The organism is Chryseobacterium sp. MYb7 (genome assembly GCF_002979455.1).
Taxonomy (GTDB): domain Bacteria; phylum Bacteroidota; class Bacteroidia; order Flavobacteriales; family Weeksellaceae; genus Chryseobacterium.
In genome coordinates this window covers 88,110-108,151 of the sequence record NZ_PCOU01000005.1, presented here as the reverse complement: position 1 = coordinate 108,151, position 20,042 = coordinate 88,110, and the positions used below count along the sequence as shown (strand labels likewise).

Sequence of the window (20,042 nt, the reverse complement as noted above, 5' to 3'; positions counted from 1 at the left end):
TACCAGTTATTAGGTAGATTTTAAACCCTATCCTATTAATGATTACATCATTAAACTGAAGAAAGAACGGTTTCTACTCATAAGACAACAAAAATTTTAAAAGGTTGCCTGCGAAATAAAAACAGCTGTCAATTAATGCATTCTTATTGAATTAGTTATACTAAAAAAATATTATTTGAAGTATCAATTTTTAAGCCCAATCGTTATGATGGCTTAGTAGCTCTAAACTCTATTTTACTAGGTAAAACTCTTGGATTCATCTTCAAAATATCCAACACAAGATTTCCCATATCTTCCGGCTGAATTTTCCAACTGTCCTTTTCCGATGGCGTATTTCCGTTAAAATGAGTCGCTACCGATCCAGGCATAATAACTGTGGACTTAATGTTATATTTTCTCAAATCAATCATGGCAGCCTGTGTAAAGCCTACTACTCCGAATTTTGAAGCATTGTACCCTGTTCCGTTTTCAAAAAAGTTTGCTCCTGCCAGACTGGAAATGGTAATATAATACCCTTCTGTCTTTTTCAATTCTTCTACAGAGGCTTTTAAGGTGTAAAAAACGCCGGTAAGATTGGTCTCTATCATATCATTCCATTCTTCTGCCGTCAGTTCATCTACGGGCTTAAAAATGCCTAATCCTGCATTGGCAATGATATAATCTAGTCTTCCAAACTTTTCAACTGCATATTTAACAGCTTCCTGCTCGCTTTCCAGACTTCTTACATCAGAAACAATTCCCAACACATTTTCTGAGTGTTGTTTAAGCTCTTCTTCAGCCTTCATGACGTCTTCTCTTTTTCTGCCTGAAAATGCTACTGATATTCCATTTTCAAGTAAAATTTTAGCAATTCCGAAACCAATACCTTTGGTTCCTCCTGTTATATAAGCTGTTTTATTTTCTGACATATAATAATTTTAATTGTCTAAAATAACAAAAACGCCCCAATTGGAGCGTTTTGCTGTTGCTAAGATTGATCAGAATTTATTTTTTAATGAATTTCTTATTGAATTTTCCTTTCTCTGTGTCGATGATAAGAATATAATTTCCGGCAGTCAGTTCTGATACATTTACAGAAGCATCATTTTTCTTATCACTAGACAATACAGTTTTTATTGATTTTCCAGTCATATCGATAATACTCACCAGATTAATTTTTGCTTCTTTTGAGGTAACATTGATGATATCCACAACCGGATTTGGATAAAATGTTAATTCTATATCACTTAAATCAGAATCTTTTACACCCATGACCTGTAATTCGGTATTAATTTTAATATTATCAATATAAGCTGATCCCAATGCATTATTATGTACAAAACGCAGCTGGTTGATATTCATAGTACCTGCAGCTGTACCTGTATAAATCAGATTCTCATTAAGATAATATCTTACATCTGAGGCAGTTCCAATAACCTTGAATCTATACCATGTATTAGGCAGCCAGGCTGAAGGAATGGAAATCAGATCCTGTACGCCTGATATGGTATTCAGAATCTTCACCAGTCCGGTTTTATCAAAATCTAATCTCACAACAACCTGGTCATCAACACCATTTACCCCCTGAAAACCAAAATCAGAGCCGTTGAGTTGTGACATATTGATGTCGAATGATACTGAGAAGTTGTTGTAAGAAAGAGGGGCTGACAGATTATAAAAGCCCCCTATAATGGGCTCAGATTGGGTTCCATAGGTTGTTTCTTTGACAATTTTGAGGGAAGTGCTTCCGTCACTTGCTTTATCAGAACTGATGATTTGATGGGTTATATTTTCAGGAACACCTCCTGTAGGTGTACTGATCCAGCCAGCCTGTCCGTTGATGTTTCCAGCGTTAAATCCTTCATTGGATTCAAAAGATATAGTCTGTTGCGCGAAAACGCACATTGACCCTATCAAAAATGCAATTGAGTAGTATTTTTTCATAGTAAATCAAGTTTTACATTAAAAATATAAACTTTCCATGAATGGTGAAATAACTTATTGCAAATAAAAATTAACACTTTTATTTTCAGTGAATTTAATTTTTAAATGACCCTAAAAACACATTTCTAACAGGTCATAATGGTTTGAAATGGATAAAAAAATAAGGTATTTCTTTGCAGAAATACCTTATCATTTATTATTTTCTTTGAATTACTTTGAATAATTTTCGAAAAACATTGGAATACTTTCAATTCCTTTATAGAAATTAAATAATCCATAATGTTCGTTTGGAGAGTGGATTGCATCAGAATCCAATCCAAAGCCCATCAATACAGACTTAGCCCCTAAAATCTGCTCAAACATGGCTGTAATTGGAATACTTCCTCCTCCTCTGTACGGAAGAACTTCTTTTCCAAATGCTGATTCCATTGCTTCTTTTGCTGCAGCAAATTCTTTAGTATCTGTTGGTAAAACGTAAGGCATACCTCCATGGTGAGGGGTTACTTTAATTTTCACTGTATCCGGAGCGATCTTTTCAAAATATTTTGTGAATTTCTCTGTGATCTCCTGAGGAGTCTGGTAAGGAACCAAACGCATTGAAATTTTAGCAAAAGCTTTTGAAGGAATTACTGTTTTTGCTCCTTCTCCTGTATAACCACCCCAGATTCCGTTGCAGTCTAAAGTAGGACGAATAGATGTTCTTTCTAACGTTGTATATCCTTTTTCCCCTTCGATATTGCTTAATCCAATTGATTTTTTGAATTCTTCAGGATTGTCTTTCAATTTGTTCATTTCAGCTCTTTCTGCGTCTGAAACTGTTTCTACATTGTCGTAGAACCCGTCAATGGTAATATGCCCGTTTTCATCGATCAGATTAGCGATCATTCTTGAAAGAACGTGAATAGGGTTTGGAACAGCCCCACCATAAAGCCCTGAGTGCAGGTCTCTGTTTGGTCCTTCCACTTCTACTTCTACATAGCTTAAACCTCTTAATCCTGTTGTCACAGTAGGTTGTTCGTTGCTATAGATATGCGTATCGGAAATCAAGATACAATCGCAAGTTAATTTCTCTTTATTTTCATTTACCCAGTCTCCCAGGCTTACAGATCCTACTTCTTCTTCTCCTTCTAAGATAAATTTAACATTGCAAGGAAGAGCATTGGTTTTCATCATCGCTTCAAAAGCCTTCAGGTGCATGAAAAACTGTCCTTTATCATCAGCAGAACCTCTTGCGAAGATAGCTCCTTCAGGGTGTAATTCAGTTTTCTCAATATAAGGCTCAAAAGGAGGTTTTGTCCATAATTCCAATGGATCTGCCGGCTGAACATCATAATGTCCATATACCAATACTGTAGGTAAATTTTTATCTAAAATCTTTTCCCCGAAAACAATTGGATACCCTTTTGTCTGGCAAATTTCAACATTATCAGCTCCTGCATTCTTAAGGTGTGCTGCCACTACATCTGCACATTTCAAAACGTCATCTTTATACGCCGGATCTGCAGAAATAGAAGGAATTCTCAATAACTCAAATAATTCATCCACGAAACGCTGTTTGTTTTCGTTAATGTAATTTAATGTCTCTTGCATTGTAAAAATTTATTTTGCTAAAATTAAAAAAAATGCTTGGCAGGGACAAACAAAAAGGAATGATTTTCCAAACCTTGTGTTTATGAACCCGTTAGTCAGATTTTTTAATAAAAAATGCCCTGCAGAAACAGGGCACTTGTATATTGTATACTACTAATTAGTGTTCAGCTTTTGGAGCTTCTTTTGCTTCAGCAGGTTTTGCAGCGGCAGTACTGTCTGTTTTGTGAGTTTCAGGTTTTGCAGCTTCTTCTTTGTGTCCTTCAGCTGTTGCAGCAGCCTCATGACCATGTCCGTGAGCCTCTCCACCTTTCTGAACGTCATCAGAATATCTTTCTGCTCCTTCTTCTAGTTTTAGAGTATTTTTATTCCCTCCAGCAGATATTTTTTTACAGCTTACAGCTACAGTTGCAATAGCCAAACATATAATCAATTTTTTCATATGTACAATTTAATTTTTTAAAATCATATGAAACCGCACTATTTTTGGTTATTTAAACAGCCCGCGATTTCATGCTTAAATTTTTGATTGCCCAAAATTAAGAAATCCTGCATTTTTCAGCAACATTTTTATACTGATTTTAAAATAATTTTCCCTTTTTTGGATTGTGTAAAAATAAGGTAGTGCTCTCCTCCATCTTTCAGTCCGTATTTCTTTTTGATTTCTTCCGGTTTTAAAGGGTAATTTTTTGAAATAATATTGAACTGCTCTTTCTTTTTAATCTTTTTAGAATCAACCACTTCCATCTCTAAAATCCTTCCTGGAAAGTTTTCAATTTTCTCAGCTGAAGTATATAAATGACTATTCGGGTGCAGTTTTTTTAATGCAAATTTTTGTGAAATCAAATTAAAGATTCCCGCTTTCAAAATGGGGTGATTGGGAATGTATATGTATTTTTCAGGTTCAGAATACTCCGATTCAGCGGTTTCTTCTTCCCCAAATCTGAATGTAAAGGCTTCTTCCTCACTTTCAAGATTCACACAGTTGCATATAATTCCTTCTGTATTTTCGTTGGATAAAAAAACTACAACTTCTTTTACATCATTTTTCAAAGCAATAATATCAATTCTTGAAATGCCCGACAGTACTGAAACAAGGTATTTAAGATCAATAAGCGGAGAAAGCTTTATGACCACAAGATCGGAAATAGAGCGTAATTTTTCCTGAATTTCAAGAATATCGGGAGACAGGTCTTCTAAAAGAAAAACTTTGTTTTTTTGCTCATCTCTTCTGGCCGGATCAAGATAAATAACATCAAAATGTTCCTGATTGGTCTCCAAAAAATCTTCAAGCTTAAGATTAATAAATTTTGCTTTTCGGTTTAATATAGTCCAGTTATTTTCAACAATCTTTAAAAGTTCGGTATTCTGTTCTACTAAAGTGATATTATCAAAGTTTTGAGACAGATAATAGGCATCAATACCAAAACCGCTTGTAAGGTCAATAAATGTTTTTCCTTTCAGTATTTCGGATTTATATAGGGCTGTTTTTTCTGATGATGACTGTTCCAAATTAAGCTGTGGCGGGAAAAGAATGCCTTCCTTCAACAGAAATGGAAATTTTCTATCTGCCACTTGTTTTCCTTTGATCTGCTGTACAATTTCCTGCATAGAAACCTCTGGAAATGGCGATTTTTTTAATAATAATGAGTGCAGATCTGTTTTTAGATTTGCATTGATATAGTTTTGGATTTCTTTATCTGATATTTTGTTTCCCACAGATTTTTCCAGATTGTGAATCATTATTTGTTATAAATGCTTCAACTCCGCTCAGCATGACAGCGCTAATACTCAATGTATAAATTTATTATTGAAAATTAATACAGGATATTTAACAGTGTCATACTGAGCGGAGCCGAAGTATAAGTTTATTTTAAGATGTCCTATTCAAACATTTCAGCCCAACGAACGGCTTTTATTTCTTTTTCGTTGTAAAGGTCTGCAATAGACTTTTTAACGTCTAATTTAGGGTATAAATTCACTCCAATCAGCTTTATTTTTCCTTCTTCAATCCATTGTTGCTCTTCAATAGCATGATCATAGATCTTTTTCTGAACAATTCCCTGTTTCAAAAGCTCAAGATATCCTCCCGTTTCTTCTATTTCAACAAATAAATCCCAAGATTTCTCAGCAAACTGACGGGTAATATCTTCTACATAATAACTTCCATTAGAAGCATCTTCAAATACATTGATAATACTTTCGTAGGCCAGAACAATCTGCTGTTTGAAAGAAATTTCCTCTGAGTTATCAGTACTTCTGTCTACAAGATAATTATTAGTGAAAACCGCATCAGCACCTCCAATCATGGCAGAAGCAAGTTCTAATGTAGAACGGATAAGGTTGTTTTCGTTGTCAGAAACAGCTTTATTTCGCAATGAAGTTTCTGCAAAGATGTATGGAACTTCATCCAGCCCATATTCTTTGGAAAACTGATTAAAAACGATTTTAAAAGCTCTCAGTTTAGCCATTTCAAAGAAATAGCTTCCTCCTACTGCTATTCTAAAGATCAGTTTACTTAAAATTTCAGCTCCATATGCTTCTACTAATTCTTTAGCTTTTGCCAAAGCAATACCCAGCTGCTGATAGATGGCAGCTCCTGCATTCTGATGCAGTGAAATATCAACACAGATGCTTCTTTTGAAGTCTTTTGCCAGTAATTCTTTTACCAACTGATCATCAATAATTCCTGTTTTTTCATCAAAAACATCTATCAGTGAAAAATACTGGTCTTCTTCTGTGGGACTGATATGTCCTGCAAGTTCTTTATTATCAATAAAAAGGGTTTTCTGATCAAGGTTTTCTACATTCTGATCAAGAACAAATGCAAATACTTCATCTTCCAGACTTTCATGGTATCTTGCTACCAAATGGGTACTTTCTTCAACTCTGGGTAGATTTAACAAAGGTTTTTCAACTTCTGTATAAAAAGGCTTCACCTCTACTCCTTCCAGATTCTGTTTTTCTAAAACGGGATAAATATCCTCTGTTTTAAGCTGTTTTTTGACTAAATTTTCCCAGTTTGAAAGTATATCTGTATTTGACATTAGTTTTTTTATTTGTGAATGGTCAATGGTGAATTCTGCTTCGCAAGTGAATTTTAAAAATTCATTTCATCATTAACGTTATTCTATTCAACTTTTATTACTTTTTAGCTACTTTTGTGCTGTCTACCACCAGAATAAAAATCTCTTCATTCGGTTTTTTCATAAAATAATTTTCTCTTGCATACTTTTCTTTTTCTGATTTGTTATTCATCAGTTTTTTATAAAAAGCATCGTTTTTCTCGTATTCTTTTTTATAATAATCCAGCTGGTCTTCATACTTATGAATCTCTCCATTCAGTTCATTAATAACAAGAAATGAGGTTTTATCGAAAAAAACCATCCATACCAAAAACAGACAGATCGTAATGGTATACTTATTCAAAACATATTTCTGGATAAGTTTGAATGTTTCAGATTTCGGCTGAATGTCTTTGATAAGGTTGTTTTCTTCCATTTTTTAATGTTTTTTCAAAGAATTTTTAATAACGGTAGTTAAAAAATCAATGGCTACGGAATTCTGCTTCATATTTGGAATAATAAGATCGGCATCATTTTTAGATGGCTCGATGAATTCCTGGTGCATTGGTTTTAATGTGGTCTGATAACGGTGTAATACTTCGCTCAGATCTCTTCCTCTTTCCTGAGTATCCCTTCTGATCCTCCTGATCAGCCTTTCGTCAGAATCTGCATGTACAAATACTTTCAAGTCAAATTCTTTAAGTAATTCTTTGTTGGTAAGAACAAGAATTCCTTCTACTACCAATACATTTTTAGGTTCTACAGTGACATGATCTCCTGTTCTGGAATGAGTAACAAAGCTATAAATCGGCTGTTCAATAGATTCATTATTTTTTAAAGCTTTTACATGTTTTATCAGTAGGTCAAAGTCTATTGATTTCGGATGGTCATAGTTTAGAGCTTCTCTTTCCGTTAATGTAAGACCTTGGTTGTCGTGATAATAATTATCCTGAGAGAGGATATTCATTCCCTCAATATCAAGCTGCTGAAGTATCTTATCAACAACTGTAGTTTTGCCGGATCCTGTACCACCGGCAATTCCTATTACAAGCATTGTTTTTTTGTTTCTTTATAGTTGGTACAAATATACTATTTTAGATAAAATATGACAATGTAAGTGTACTGAGAAATTAAAAGATTAAAGCATTTAAAGATTAAAAGATTGCCCGGATGCCCGTTAGTCTTTGTCATTTATCATTATTACTCAACTTTCCTATCCGGATTTAATAAAAAAACCGACAAATTGATTGTCGGTTTTTTTATTTTATGCGATTTCGCTTGTTAATTCGCGCGAAATTAATTTTTCATGCATGGGCTTCAAAACATCCATTGAACCTGTTTTTACGGTACACTTGCCTTTGTAATGAACCAACATGGTACACTGCTCAGCCTGTTCCAATGTATGCTTACATATTTCGATCAGGCAGTCTATTACGTAATCAAATGTATGAACATCATCATTATGCAATACCAGTTTATAAACTTCATCTGTATCATCCAGGACAAGGACTTCTTCCTCATACTGACGTTTTGGATTTTCGTAGTCTTTTATGCTGTTATAAAAACTCATTCTAATTCTTTTAAACTTCTCCAATTTTATCTGCTAAATTATCAATAGCATTGGGTTCCTGATATACCAGCTCCACCAGTTCTACACTCTTATTATTCATTTTCAGAATCTTGAAGTGATAATTTTCAAGATCAAACTCCTGGTTTTCTTCAGGAATTTCTTCCAATTCATAAAGAATAAATCCGGCTAATGAATTGTATTCGCTTTCTTCGGAAAGAGGAAGCCTTTTAGGTAAAAATTCGTTGATTTCGTCCAAAGGCTGTGTAGCCTGTACCCAATAGGTATTATCAGCTATTTTATCAACTATTTTCTCTTCGTCATCTTCTTCATCCTGAATTTCTCCTACAAGTTCCTCAAGGATATCTTCCAGGGTAATAATTCCCTCAGTTCCTCCAAATTCATCAATAACAATGGCAATATGTTGTTTTTTAAGCTGAAACGTTTTCAGTAAGTCTGACACTTTTTTACTTTCTACCACGAAGAATGCATCACGCATTAAATCTTTAAGGTCTTCGTGATCCAGATCTCCTTTTCTCTTCACAAATTCTCTTATAATTTCCTTTGTGTAGAAAATTCCGATTATATTGTCAATAGAGTCAATGTAAACAGGAATACGGGAGTAACCGCTGTCCATAATTTTGTTGATAATATCGTTGACATCTTCTTCAAAGTCTATAGAAGTAATATTCTGTCTTGGAACCATGATCTGCTTGGCAGAGTGATCTGTAAAATCAAATGCATTTTTGATGATCTCATAGTTTTCTTCTTCAATCTCACCACTGTCTGCACTTTGTTTTACCAAAAGCTGAAGTTCTTCCGTAGAGTGAATTTCCTGTTCGGAAGCAGGGTGAATTTTAACAAGTCTAAGGAAACCGTTTGACATCGAGTTCATCAACCATATAAACGGTTTAAAAACCGTGTAAAAAACTCTCAGCGGAACTGCAGTTGCCATTGTAGTTGCTTCAGATTTTCTGATTGCGATTGATTTTGGAATAAGCTCACCAAATACAATGTGCATAATGGTAATCAATACAAAACTGGTCACCACTGAAATTGTAGTAATTGTTGTTTGAGTAAGATCAATACTTAAAGACGTGAAAATATTTTCAACAACATGATGCAGGGCACTTTCTCCCACCCAACCCAGGGCAAGGGATGCCAATGTAATTCCTAATTGTGTAGCGGAAAGATATTCATCAAGATGCTTGATGATATGTTCTGCTTGTTTTGCCATAGAGTTTCCTTCTGCGGCTTTTAATTGAATTTGTGAGTAACGAACTTTAACAATTGAAAATTCTGCGGCTACGAAAAAGCCATTTAGTAAAACAAGAAATAAGGCCAGCAATAGCCTGACTATGTCCGAGTCCATTTAGAGATTGTATATATTTTTATTAGCTACAAAGATATGTAAAATAAAAATAACCTGAATCCGGGATTGATTATTTCCATTAAGGATTTTTTTAAGAGAAAAATGAAGTGATAGAATGCTGTTATTTTTCAATAAAAAAAATAATTGGAACACCTATTCATTTCTTTGAAAAAAGAAGGTTTTTAAGTTGTAAAAAGCGTTTTTCAGATTTGTATAAATAAAAAAGCACCGATAATTTCGGTGCTTTAATTTGTATAGTAAAATAATTCTTTACGAATTTTTCAAAGCTTCTGCTCCGGAAACAATTTCCAGAATTTCGTTGGTAATTGCAGCCTGTCTTGCTTTGTTGTAGAAGATCTTAAGATCATTTCTCAAAGCCTCTGCATTATCTGTCGCCTTGTGCATTGCAGTCATTCTCGCTCCGTGCTCAGATGCTACTGAATCCAGGATTGCTTTGAAAACCTGAGTTTTGATAGACTTTGGAATCAAATTATCAAGAATCTCAGTTCTGTTAGGTTCAAAGATATAATCTGTTTCAACCTGTGGCTCAGTGTTTTCTGGCATTGAGATGGGAAGAAGTTTTTCTGTAGTTACTTCCTGAGTAGCAGCATTAACGAATTTGTTATAGATAACATAAACTTCGTCAAATTTACCTTCTCTGAAGCTTGTCATTACCCCTTCAGTGATATGAGCAACTGCATCAAAGTTCAGATTATCATACACAGAACTTCCATTAGCATATACCGTACGGTTTCTTCTTACAGCATCATATACTTTTTTACCTACAGGTAGAATTTCAATCTCATATTGAGAATTATTCTGAAACTGAAGGTTAAGCTCTTTTACGATAGAAGAGTTAAAAGCTCCCGCAAGACCTCTGTTTGAAGTAACAGCGATGAATAGTACTCTTTTAACCTCTCTTTTCTGAGCATATACAGAAATCTGATCAGGATCTGAGCTAGAATTTACATTCTGGATAAGCTCCTGTAATTTTTCAGAATAAGGTCTTAACATTACGATTGCATCCTGTGCTTTTTTAAGTTTCGCTGCGGAAACCATCTTCATAGCACGTGTAATCTGCATCGTAGATGAAATTGACGTAATTCTGCCTCGTATTTCTTTTAAGTTTGCCATTAATTTGGGTTCAAAGTTTAAGGTCTAAAGTTTAAGGTTTAAAACACTATATTTTAAACCTTAAACATTGAATTTTTTAGTTGTATTTAGAAGCTAAATCGTTAGCTGCCTGCTTAAGAACACCTGTAATATCGTTATCGATTTTTCCAGCTTTAATAGCAGCCATTGTATCTGGGTGCTTAGATTTTAGGAACTCGATATATTCGTGTTGGAATTCTTTAATCTTGTTCAATGGAACGTTTCTCATTAAGTTTTCTGTTCCAGCGTATACGATCGCTACCTGACTTTCTACAGGAAGTGGTGCATTTACCGGCTGCTTAAGGATTTCTACGTTTCTTTCTCCTTTAGAGATAACTGCTAAAGTAGAAGCATCAAGGTCAGAACCGAATTTAGCAAACGCTTCAAGTTCTTTATATTGAGCCTGGTCAAGTTTTAATGTACCAGAAACTTTTTTCATTGATTTGATCTGAGCATTACCTCCTACTCTCGATACAGAGATACCAACGTTGATCGCCGGACGAACCCCTGAGTTGAATAGATCAGACTCCAAGAAGATCTGTCCGTCTGTAATAGAGATTACGTTTGTAGGGATATATGCAGAAACGTCACCAGCCTGAGTTTCGATAATTGGAAGGGCTGTTAATGAACCACCACCTTTAACGATTGGTCTAAGAGACTCTGGCAAATCGTTCATTTGCTTAGCAATGTTATCATCAGCGATTACTTTTGCTGCTCTTTCCAATAGTCTTGAGTGAAGATAGAAAACGTCTCCAGGATAAGCTTCACGGCCCGGTGGTCTTCTCAATAGTAGAGAAAGCTCACGGTAAGCAACAGCTTGTTTAGATAAATCATCATAAACGATAAGCGCTGGTCTACCAGTGTCTCTGAAGAACTCACCGATAGAAGCTCCTGCCATTGCAGAATATACCTGCATTGGAACCGGATCTGATGCGTTAGCCGCAACGATTACAGTATACGCTAAAGCTCCTTTATCAGAAAGAGTTTTAACGATTTGTGCTACAGTAGAAGCTTTCTGACCGATAGCAACATATATACAATATACTGGGTTACCAGCATCAAAGAATTCTTTTTGGTTGATGATCGTATCAATTGCAACAGTAGTTTTACCAGTTTGTCTGTCACCAATAATAAGCTCTCTCTGACCTCTTCCTACAGGGATCATCGCATCAATTGCAACGATACCAGACTGTAAAGGCTCAGTTACCGGCTGTCTGAAGATAACTCCAGGAGCCTTTCTTTCCAATGGCATTTCGTATAAATCCCCAGTAATAGGACCTTTACCATCGATAGGGTTACCAAGAGTATCTACTACTCTTCCTAACATACCTTCTCCTACTTTGATAGAAGAGATTCTGTTTGTTCTTCTTACTGTATCACCTTCTTTTACTAATTTACTTTCACCAAGTAGAGCAACACCCACGTTGTCTTCTTCAAGGTTAAGTACAATACCTTCTACATCACTAGAAAATTTCACCAACTCTCCGTATTGTACGTTTTCTAACCCGTATACACGAGCAATACCATCACCGATGGTTAAAACTGTACCTACTTCCTCAACGTTGGATTGAGTATCGAAGTTGGCCAATTGCTGTTTTAAGATCGCAGATACTTCTGCCGGATTTATTTCTGCCATTGTATGGTTGTTTTTCTTAATTTAATTGGAAATCTTTTTTAACTTGGTTCAGTTTTGTTTTCACAGACGCGTCTACCTGCTGGTCACCTACTCTTAGAACATATCCTCCAAGAATTTCAGGCTTCACATTCACTTTCAGATCAAAGTTTGAATCAGCATTCACAAGATTGGTAGATCTTAAAATCTGATCAAGGTTTTCTTTTGAAAGCGGCGTTGCTGTAGTAAGTGTTACTCTCTGTACACCACTAAGGTCTTCAACTTTGTTGATGAATTCCTGAGCGATATTTTTCAATTGGCTTTCACGTCCGTGTTTAATTACCAATCTAATCAGATTCTGAGAAGAAACAGATAAACCTTTGAAAATTTCGTTTGCTACTTCTATTTTCTTTTTAGAATCGATGTAAGGAGTCATGAAAAATTTATTTAAGTCCGCAGACACTTTCATGATCTTTACTACATCTTTCATTTCAGAAAATACAGTAGCCGTTTGACCTGACTCGTTTGTGAAATCAAGTAAACCTTGTGCGTATCTTTTAGCTACTTTAGATGTAAGCATTCTTAGTTAAGGTTTGATTTGTTTAAATAATTTTGAACTAATTCGTTTTGAGCTTCACTGTTGTCTAATTTTTGTTTCAAAATAGACTCAGCAATGTTTACAGATAAAGTACCAATTTGAGTTTTGATGTCTGCCATAGCAGCATTTTTCTCAGCATTGATCGTCTGTTTAGCAGCTTCGATCATTTTGTCTCCTTCAGATTTAGCAACATCTTTAGCTTCCCCTACGATTCTGTCTTTAATTTCTCTAGCTTCTTTAAGGATAGCATCTCTTTCGATTTTAGCTTCACGAATGATTCTTTCGTTATCCTCTTTTAAAGTTTCCATTTCTTTTCTAGCTAATTTAGCTTGATTAAGAGCGTCAACAATAGATGTTTCTCTGTCATTGATAGACGTTAAAATAGGTTTCCAAGCGAATTTACCTAACAAAAATAATAATGCTAGAAAAATAACAGACTGGATAATAAATAATCCTGATGAAAACTGATGAATTAATTCCATTATATAAATGTATAAATAATTATTACTTTTTTTAAAGAACCATTATCTGTAACCAACCGTCACAGATAATGGTTTGATTTTAATTAGTTTACTGCGAATAGAGCAGCAAACGCAACACCTTCTACAAGTGCAGCTGCGATAAGCATAGCTGTTTGGATTTTTCCAGATTGCTCAGGTTGTCTAGCGATAGCTTCAAGAGCAGCAGCTCCGATTTTACCAAGACCGATACCTACACCTAGTACTACGATACCAGCACCTACAATTTTAGGGATTTCCATAATATATAATTTTAAAAAATTTGTTTTACTTTAATTTATAATTTCAATTAGTGAGCTGCATGATGTTCGTGCTCGTGCTCTTCTACTGCCATTCCGATAAACAGAGCTGATAACATTGTAAAGATATAAGCCTGTAGGAATGCTACCAATACCTCAAGTAAATAAATTACTAATGTAAGGAATGGGAATGCTACACCTGCGATGAAATTTTTGAATACGTAGATCAATCCGATCAAACTCATTACTACGATGTGACCTGCCGTCATGTTGGCAAAAAGTCGGATCATCAATGCGAATGGCTTAGTGATTGTTCCTAATAATTCGATAGGAAGCATAATCAACTTCATTGGAACCGGTACTCCTGGCATCCAGAAGATGTGTTTCCAGTAATCTTTGTTAGCTGAGAACGTTGTAATCAAATAAGTAAGGATTGCAAGGAAGAATGTCATAGTAATATTACCTGTAACATTGATTCCGAAAGGCATTAGTCCTAAAACGTTAAGGAAAAGAATAAAGAAGAATACAGTTAACAAATAACCCATAAATCTCTTATACTTGTGTCCGATATTTGGAATAGCAACTTCATCTCTTACGAAAATGATTAGCGGCTCTAAAAATCTTGCAGCTCCAGTAGGAACAACTGATTTTTTATAAGACTTAGCCATACCTCCGAATAATACTAACATAAAGATTGATACTAACAAAATGATCAGTACACTTTTTGTAATAGAAAGATCCATTGGTTTTTCGTTCGTTGGGTGACCGTGATCATCAAGAGTAATCGTTCCAGCTGCATCAGTCTTATAGATTTTCTCGTGGTGCAACACATAAAAAGAACCGTCTACTTCAGTAGGCTCTCCGTGCATGAACCCTTCTTTGTTACTCATGAAAGCATGAAAACCGTTGTCATATACAATAACAGGAAGAGGAAAACCGATGTGGTGACCTTCTTTATCAACCATCAATGTGAAATCATGTGCATCCAACAAGTGATGATCGATGAACTCTTTGTTTTCTTTGCTCACTTTGTCTTTCTCTGAAAGCTCTTGAACAGGAGCTGCGCCAGCAGTAGCCTCTCCGTGCTGTGCAGACACTAAGTTTAATACAAAAATACTGTAGAATAAAACTGCGAATTTCTTAAACATTGATAGGTTTTTTTCGTTGTGCAAAAATATGATATTTTTTCTAGTTTCAATAAATTATTTTACTGTTTTTTATCATGATTAATCAGCTTGATGGCATAGTATGTAAGCAGGGCTGTCAGGACAAAATAGGGAATAATAAAATGAAATTTATAGCCTGGAATCACTTCAAAGTTCAGTTTCTTTCTGATTAAGTACATTAAACCGAATTTTAAAAGAATCAAACCAATGACAGACAATCCTAAAAATTCCGGCGCTACTCTATTAATTAAAATTACAAGAGTAATCATCATCATAAACATAACGCTCAGAAAAAGATAAAATTTTATGATTATAATTTCATCCAGGTGAAAAACAAATTTCCAAAGGGAAAAGTGCACCAGAAACGTCAGGAAGAATAAAATGACAACAAGAATATTGGGATTAATTTTCATTCTAAATTTTAATTGACGCAAAAATAGACTTTTTCTATCGTATTATGATAAGATTTGATATATATCATTTTTTCTTATATATATAATATTACGTTCGGACACTTTAGATATGCTAAAAATTCCTTATTTTTGCAAACCTATAATTTACAATAAATATGTTTAATAGTTTACAGGATAAATTAGATAAGGCATTACATAATATTTCCGGGAGAGGAAAAATTACTGAAATCAATGTAGCGGAAACCGTAAAGGAGATCCGTAGAGCATTGGTAGATGCCGACGTTAACTATAAAGTTGCAAAAGATCTTACTAAAAGAGTTCAGGATAAAGCATTAGGAGAGAACGTTCTTACTTCCCTTACTCCGGGACAGTTGATGACAAAAATTGTTCATGATGAATTGGTAGACCTGATGGGAGGTTCTCAGGAGGGAATCAATCTTTCAGGGAAGCCATCTGTAATCCTTATTGCAGGTCTTCAAGGGTCTGGTAAGACTACTTTCTCAGGAAAACTTGCTAATTATTTACAAACAAAAAGAAATAAAAAACCTTTATTGGTAGCATGTGACGTTTATCGTCCTGCAGCAATTGACCAGCTGAAAGTATTAGGAGGACAGATTAATGTTCCTGTTTTTACTGAAGAAGGTTCTACGAACCCATCTACGATTGCTGAAAATGCGATCAATTTTGCAAAAGCAAACGGTCATGATGTTGTCATTGTGGATACCGCTGGCCGTTTAGCGATTGATGAGCAGATGATGAACGAGATCAAATCTGTTCATTACTTCATTAAACCAAATGAAACCCTATTTGTTGTTGACTCAATGACAGGTCAGGATGCCGTGAATACTGCAAAAGCATTCAACGATGCTTTGAACTTTGACGGGGTTGTTTTAACAAAATTAGATGGTGATACCAGAGGGGGTGCTGCCTTAACGATCCGTTCTGTGGTTGAAAAACCAATCAAATTTATCTCTACAGGAGAAAAAATGGAAGCTTTAGACCTTTTCTACCCGGAAAGGATGGCAGACAGAATCCTGGGAATGGGAGACGTTGTTTCCTTAGTAGAAAGAGCTCAGGAGCAGTTTGACGAAGAAGAAGCGAAGAAACTTCACAAGAAAATTGCTAAAAACGAATTCGGTTTTGATGATTTCCTTAAGCAGATCAATCAGATCAAGAAGATGGGTAACATGAAGGACTTGATGGGAATGATTCCAGGAGTTGGAAAAGCGATCAAAGATGTGGAAATCAGTGATGATGCATTCAAACACATTGAAGCCATCATCTATTCCATGACTCCTGAAGAAAGAAGAAGACCTTCTATCATCAATACACAGAGAAAAGGCAGAATTGCTAAAGGTGCCGGAAGAAAGGTAGAAGATGTAAATCAATTGATGAAACAGTTTGACCAAATGGGTAAAATGATGAAGATGATGCAGGGACCTCAAGGAAAGCAAATGATGCAGATGATGAGCAAAATGCCAAATATGCCTGGAATGGGCGGAATGTTTGGAAAATAACAAAAGAACATATTCAAAATATAAAATCCGACTCAAAATTTGAGTCGGATTTTTTTGTTTTTTATCTTTAAATAAGCTAATTATTTATCAGATTTCTGAGCCTTTCCTTTGATAAAATAAGAGAAACCAACATTAGCCCCGAAAGTTTTGATATTCGTTTTAACATCAGTATTCATAATAGTTTCTTTGTTTGAAAACTGATCATAGGAAATACCCAAATTGATTCCTAAAGACTGAGTCGCCATATAAGTTACCCCTCCTTTTACTGCCCACGCCAAACCATCCGTAGTATTCTCTGTATCCTGCATTAATAAAGGATCAAACCCTTCATTATTGATATTACTATTATAAAAAGAATATTTTGTCTTATTGGATGCATATCCAATACCTGCCCCTAAAAATGGAACAAGCTTGCTGGAATTGGTAAAATAATAAGTAGCTGTAGGCATTACAGAGAACGTAGAATTTGTAGATTTAACACCTTGATATTTAGTAGTAGTATTAAAATACCCTAAGTCGATACCAACTGCTAATTTATCAATAACAAAATACCCTACAGAAGGTGTAATTGAAAATGAGTTTACTTTAGGTCCGTCAACAGAGTTCCCTCCTACTTTTACCGTAGTTGTAGTGTTGTTAAAACCCATCCCGGTGTTCCCACTGATCACCCAGTCCCCTTTAGTCATTTGGGCATTAGAAAGCCCGAAAAGTGCCACAGCACCTGCTAATAATAGTTTTTTCATGGTTATTATATTAAAAAAATGTTTCCAAAAATACAAAAAAACCCCGAGAAAATCTCAGGGTTCTATTGTTATATGCTTTGTTTATTATTTTGCAAATACATATTTAACTCCGAAAGTTACAGAAGATAAATTCAATCCGAAGTTATAGTTGTTTGTAGCATCACCATCTTTTGGCTTGTAGTTGCTATAACCGAACTCACCGATAGTAGCTTCGATAGACCAGTTCTTGTTTAAGAAATAATCTAAACCTGGCTTCACAGTAACTCCAATTTTAGTGTATTTAGCTTCAGTAGAAGTAGAGTTTGAAACAACAGTGTTTCCTGTAGTAGCTACAGAACTGCTTTCAACCTCAGTTTTTCCGAACTGCATTGGCACTGCTAATTGTCCGAAGAAATATAGCTTGTCAGATAAAGTCCAGTATTTTCTTACGAATGGAGCTACAACAAAAGCTGGAGTTTTAGTTACGTTTTCGTTTACAATTGTAGTGTTTCCTAAAGTTGTAGTAGTAGATACAGTGTTCTTTTCAGTTTGGTATCCAATTCCTAATCCAACTGCTAGGTTAGTGTTTACGAAATATCCAACTGTAGGTAATACGTTGAAGTTTTCTTTTTTATCGTTACCGTTGTTAGATTCTACTTGAGAATAACCAACAGATCCTGATAAATATGTAGTTCCTTTAGCAATCTGAGCGTTAGATAAACCAAAAAGTGCAACAGCACCCGCTAATAATATTTTTTTCATTGTAAAAAATTTTAATACTTTCTGAGGACAAATTTACAGTGGTCTCCACTAATATTAAAATTTGTTAATGTGATTAATATCATTGTTAAAATTTGGACTTTTACAGAAATAAATCCTAGTTAAGAGAAGTTATTGAGTTTTTCACAATATTATGAATAAAAAAACTCTATTTTACTAACAAGAGCGAAATATAGTTGCTTTTTTAAATTTTACAATTATTTGTAAAACCCCATGAATTCAGGGGAAATGCTAAAATTAATTAACCTAAAATGCTAATATCTAAGTTATTAACTCTTAAAATTTAAACATTTGTTTATATTCGGATTCATTTTCACTATTTTCTAATCGCTATAAATACGTTATATCAAAAATTTCTGATAATAAATTTATGCAGCTTATTGATGAAGTATCAAAAAGAACTCCGGCCTTTGGCCGGAGTTCTCAATATGCAATTGCGTTCTTATTTTATAAAGAAATTATAACCAAGGTTTACAGCGCCTACATTCCAGCTGTAGCTTCCCCATCCTGGAAGGTCACGCTTGTTGCTGATTGACTGGTACCCTATGTACAATTCTCCTTTAGACATTTGATATCCAAATTTAGGTTGTGCATAAAAACCACCGTCTACTCCATCTTTAGTAGAAATACCATACCCAAGATCTAATCCTACAAAAATAGGTGCTCCAGAGAATCTGTATTTACCGGAAACCGCTACAGGAACAAATCCGAAATCATCAAAATGATCTTTTCCAAAGAAATGGGAATATCCTGTAGTTACTCCAAGATCAAGACCTTTAGCAATATTCCACATATAAGCAGCGTCTACTCCTAATGTAAATGAAGATACATCACTTGCATCAGACACAGGAATACCAATATGTCCTCCAATTTTAAAACCTTCCTGTGCTTGAGCAGCACCTCCTAAAAGTGCAAAAGCACCTAGTAATAATAGTTTTTTCATTTTTTTAGTAGCTTTAAATTACGATGCAAAAATACTAATTATTTTTCATCATATATAGAAATCAAATGAATGAAATACTATACAATAAAAAAGCAGAACAAAATTGTCCTGCTTTTTTTTATTATTTCTTGATAATATTTTCAGATTAGTTTCCTCCGAATTTGAAACCTACACCTACTTGTACAAAGCTGTTTGTCAACTTCTCATTTCCTTCTGCATGCTTAGCAAGGTTAGAAACACCAAGGTTATATCTTGCATCAAAGAACAATCCGTTTTCCAATGCATATTCAGCACCAAGGAATGGAGCGATATTCAATGTATTCATTTGATCTTTGATATCTCTTTCGTCATTAGCATCAATCTCGAATCCAGGAATTCCGAATCCAAAATCAGCCGTAAGCTTTTGCTTAGCAGAAAGAATAACTCCGAAGCTTGCTCCTGCAGAAACTGATAACCCTTCAGTGATAAAATACTTAGCAGAGATAGGTACTAATAAAGTATGATAAGTCTGCTTTGCTTTCACATTTAAAAAAGTAGTCGGATCATCCGGATCAGCTTCAGCTACGTTTACTTTTCCTCCTAGTGGAGAATATAAAAGTTCCCCTTGTAGCGCAAATTTATCACTCAGTTTATATTCAGCGATACCACCAATATAAAATGTATGTACAGGATCTGAAGTTTCAGACTGTCCGTCACCTTTCAATTTAATGGTAGAGTAAGAGTATCCGGCTTTTGGACCAAATCGAAATTCTTGTGCGTTGGCAGAAATTCCCATAACAGCAACTGCTGCAACTAGTAAAAGTTTTTTCATGTTTAGTTAGTTTTTACATTTAAGGACTGCAAAACTAATTATTTTTTTCAAATTAAC

General features: G+C 34.8%; 22 protein-coding genes. 1 reads left to right on the top strand and 21 read right to left on the bottom strand.

The window, feature by feature from the left end:
• Positions 1–203: 203 nt before the first annotated feature.
• From CQ046_RS06170 to CQ046_RS06090, 17 genes are all read right to left on the bottom strand, one after another.
• Positions 204–908 (bottom strand): SDR family oxidoreductase, encoded by a 705-nt coding sequence (locus CQ046_RS06170; protein WP_105701411.1) that lies wholly within the window; start codon positions 906–908, stop codon positions 204–206.
• 76 nt (positions 909–984) lie between these two features.
• Complete coding sequence (locus CQ046_RS06165; RefSeq protein WP_105701410.1) at positions 985–1,923, bottom strand: T9SS type A sorting domain-containing protein; 939 nt, start codon at positions 1,921–1,923, stop codon at positions 985–987.
• Between the two features lie 210 nt (positions 1,924–2,133).
• Positions 2,134–3,513, bottom strand: a complete 1,380-nt coding sequence (locus CQ046_RS06160) for a dipeptidase (RefSeq protein ID WP_105701409.1) — start codon at positions 3,511–3,513, stop codon at positions 2,134–2,136.
• Between the two features lie 157 nt (positions 3,514–3,670).
• Positions 3,671–3,952, bottom strand: a complete 282-nt coding sequence (locus CQ046_RS06155; RefSeq protein WP_105701408.1) for a hypothetical protein — start codon at positions 3,950–3,952, stop codon at positions 3,671–3,673.
• Positions 3,953–4,080: 128 nt separating this feature from the next.
• The gene (locus CQ046_RS06150) at positions 4,081–5,253 is read right to left on the bottom strand and encodes a class I SAM-dependent methyltransferase (protein WP_105701407.1); all 1,173 of its coding nucleotides are present in this window, start codon (positions 5,251–5,253) and stop codon (positions 4,081–4,083) included.
• A gap of 140 nt (positions 5,254–5,393) precedes the next feature.
• Positions 5,394–6,557 (bottom strand): methylmalonyl-CoA mutase family protein, encoded by a 1,164-nt coding sequence (locus tag CQ046_RS06145; RefSeq protein WP_105701406.1) that lies wholly within the window; start codon positions 6,555–6,557, stop codon positions 5,394–5,396.
• Positions 6,558–6,654: 97 nt separating this feature from the next.
• Positions 6,655–7,011, bottom strand: coding sequence for an FtsB family cell division protein (locus CQ046_RS06140; protein WP_105701405.1), 357 nt, complete (start codon positions 7,009–7,011; stop codon positions 6,655–6,657).
• Between the two features lie 3 nt (positions 7,012–7,014).
• Positions 7,015–7,629, bottom strand: a complete 615-nt coding sequence (gene udk / locus CQ046_RS06135; protein WP_034697618.1) for a uridine kinase — start codon at positions 7,627–7,629, stop codon at positions 7,015–7,017.
• Positions 7,630–7,839: 210 nt separating this feature from the next.
• Positions 7,840–8,145, bottom strand: coding sequence for an ATP-dependent Clp protease adaptor ClpS (locus CQ046_RS06130; RefSeq protein ID WP_105701404.1), 306 nt, complete (start codon positions 8,143–8,145; stop codon positions 7,840–7,842).
• Between the two features lie 10 nt (positions 8,146–8,155).
• Positions 8,156–9,514 (bottom strand): hemolysin family protein, encoded by a 1,359-nt coding sequence (locus CQ046_RS06125; RefSeq protein ID WP_105701403.1) that lies wholly within the window; start codon positions 9,512–9,514, stop codon positions 8,156–8,158.
• A gap of 270 nt (positions 9,515–9,784) precedes the next feature.
• A complete protein-coding gene (atpG, locus tag CQ046_RS06120) occupies positions 9,785–10,648 on the bottom strand; it encodes an ATP synthase F1 subunit gamma (RefSeq protein WP_105701402.1) in 864 nt (287 codons plus the stop codon).
• A gap of 76 nt (positions 10,649–10,724) precedes the next feature.
• On the bottom strand, positions 10,725–12,302 hold the full coding sequence (atpA, locus tag CQ046_RS06115; RefSeq protein WP_105701401.1) for a F0F1 ATP synthase subunit alpha: 1,578 nt from the start codon (positions 12,300–12,302) through the stop codon (positions 10,725–10,727).
• A gap of 16 nt (positions 12,303–12,318) precedes the next feature.
• On the bottom strand, positions 12,319–12,858 hold the full coding sequence (gene atpH, locus CQ046_RS06110) for an ATP synthase F1 subunit delta (RefSeq protein ID WP_105701400.1): 540 nt from the start codon (positions 12,856–12,858) through the stop codon (positions 12,319–12,321).
• A 2-nt stretch (positions 12,859–12,860) separates the two neighbouring features.
• Positions 12,861–13,358 (bottom strand): F0F1 ATP synthase subunit B, encoded by a 498-nt coding sequence (locus tag CQ046_RS06105; RefSeq protein ID WP_105701399.1) that lies wholly within the window; start codon positions 13,356–13,358, stop codon positions 12,861–12,863.
• Between the two features lie 83 nt (positions 13,359–13,441).
• Entirely contained in the window at positions 13,442–13,636 is a 195-nt protein-coding gene (atpE, locus tag CQ046_RS06100; protein ID WP_002979108.1) for an ATP synthase F0 subunit C, read from the bottom strand.
• 47 nt (positions 13,637–13,683) lie between these two features.
• Positions 13,684–14,781 (bottom strand): F0F1 ATP synthase subunit A, encoded by a 1,098-nt coding sequence (gene atpB / locus CQ046_RS06095; protein WP_105701398.1) that lies wholly within the window; start codon positions 14,779–14,781, stop codon positions 13,684–13,686.
• Positions 14,782–14,840: 59 nt separating this feature from the next.
• Positions 14,841–15,212 carry a hypothetical protein gene (locus CQ046_RS06090; protein ID WP_105701397.1) on the bottom strand — a complete coding sequence of 124 codons (372 nt, stop codon included), beginning with the start codon at positions 15,210–15,212 and terminating at the stop codon, positions 14,841–14,843.
• Between the two features lie 155 nt (positions 15,213–15,367).
• On the opposite strand from CQ046_RS06090, the gene ffh reads away from it, so the two are divergent.
• Complete coding sequence (gene ffh, locus CQ046_RS06085) at positions 15,368–16,729, top strand: signal recognition particle protein (RefSeq protein WP_105701396.1); 1,362 nt, start codon at positions 15,368–15,370, stop codon at positions 16,727–16,729.
• Between the two features lie 80 nt (positions 16,730–16,809).
• On the opposite strand, the gene CQ046_RS06080 is transcribed toward ffh, so the two are convergent.
• From CQ046_RS06080 to CQ046_RS06065, 4 genes are all read right to left on the bottom strand, one after another.
• Complete coding sequence (locus tag CQ046_RS06080) at positions 16,810–17,472, bottom strand: OmpW family outer membrane protein (RefSeq protein ID WP_105701395.1); 663 nt, start codon at positions 17,470–17,472, stop codon at positions 16,810–16,812.
• An 84-nt stretch (positions 17,473–17,556) separates the two neighbouring features.
• Positions 17,557–18,213, bottom strand: coding sequence for an outer membrane beta-barrel protein (locus tag CQ046_RS06075; protein ID WP_105701394.1), 657 nt, complete (start codon positions 18,211–18,213; stop codon positions 17,557–17,559).
• 460 nt (positions 18,214–18,673) lie between these two features.
• Positions 18,674–19,174, bottom strand: coding sequence for a hypothetical protein (locus CQ046_RS06070; RefSeq protein ID WP_105701393.1), 501 nt, complete (start codon positions 19,172–19,174; stop codon positions 18,674–18,676).
• A gap of 145 nt (positions 19,175–19,319) precedes the next feature.
• Positions 19,320–19,985, bottom strand: coding sequence for a porin family protein (locus CQ046_RS06065; RefSeq protein WP_105701392.1), 666 nt, complete (start codon positions 19,983–19,985; stop codon positions 19,320–19,322).
• Between the last annotated feature and the right edge of the window lie 57 nt (positions 19,986–20,042).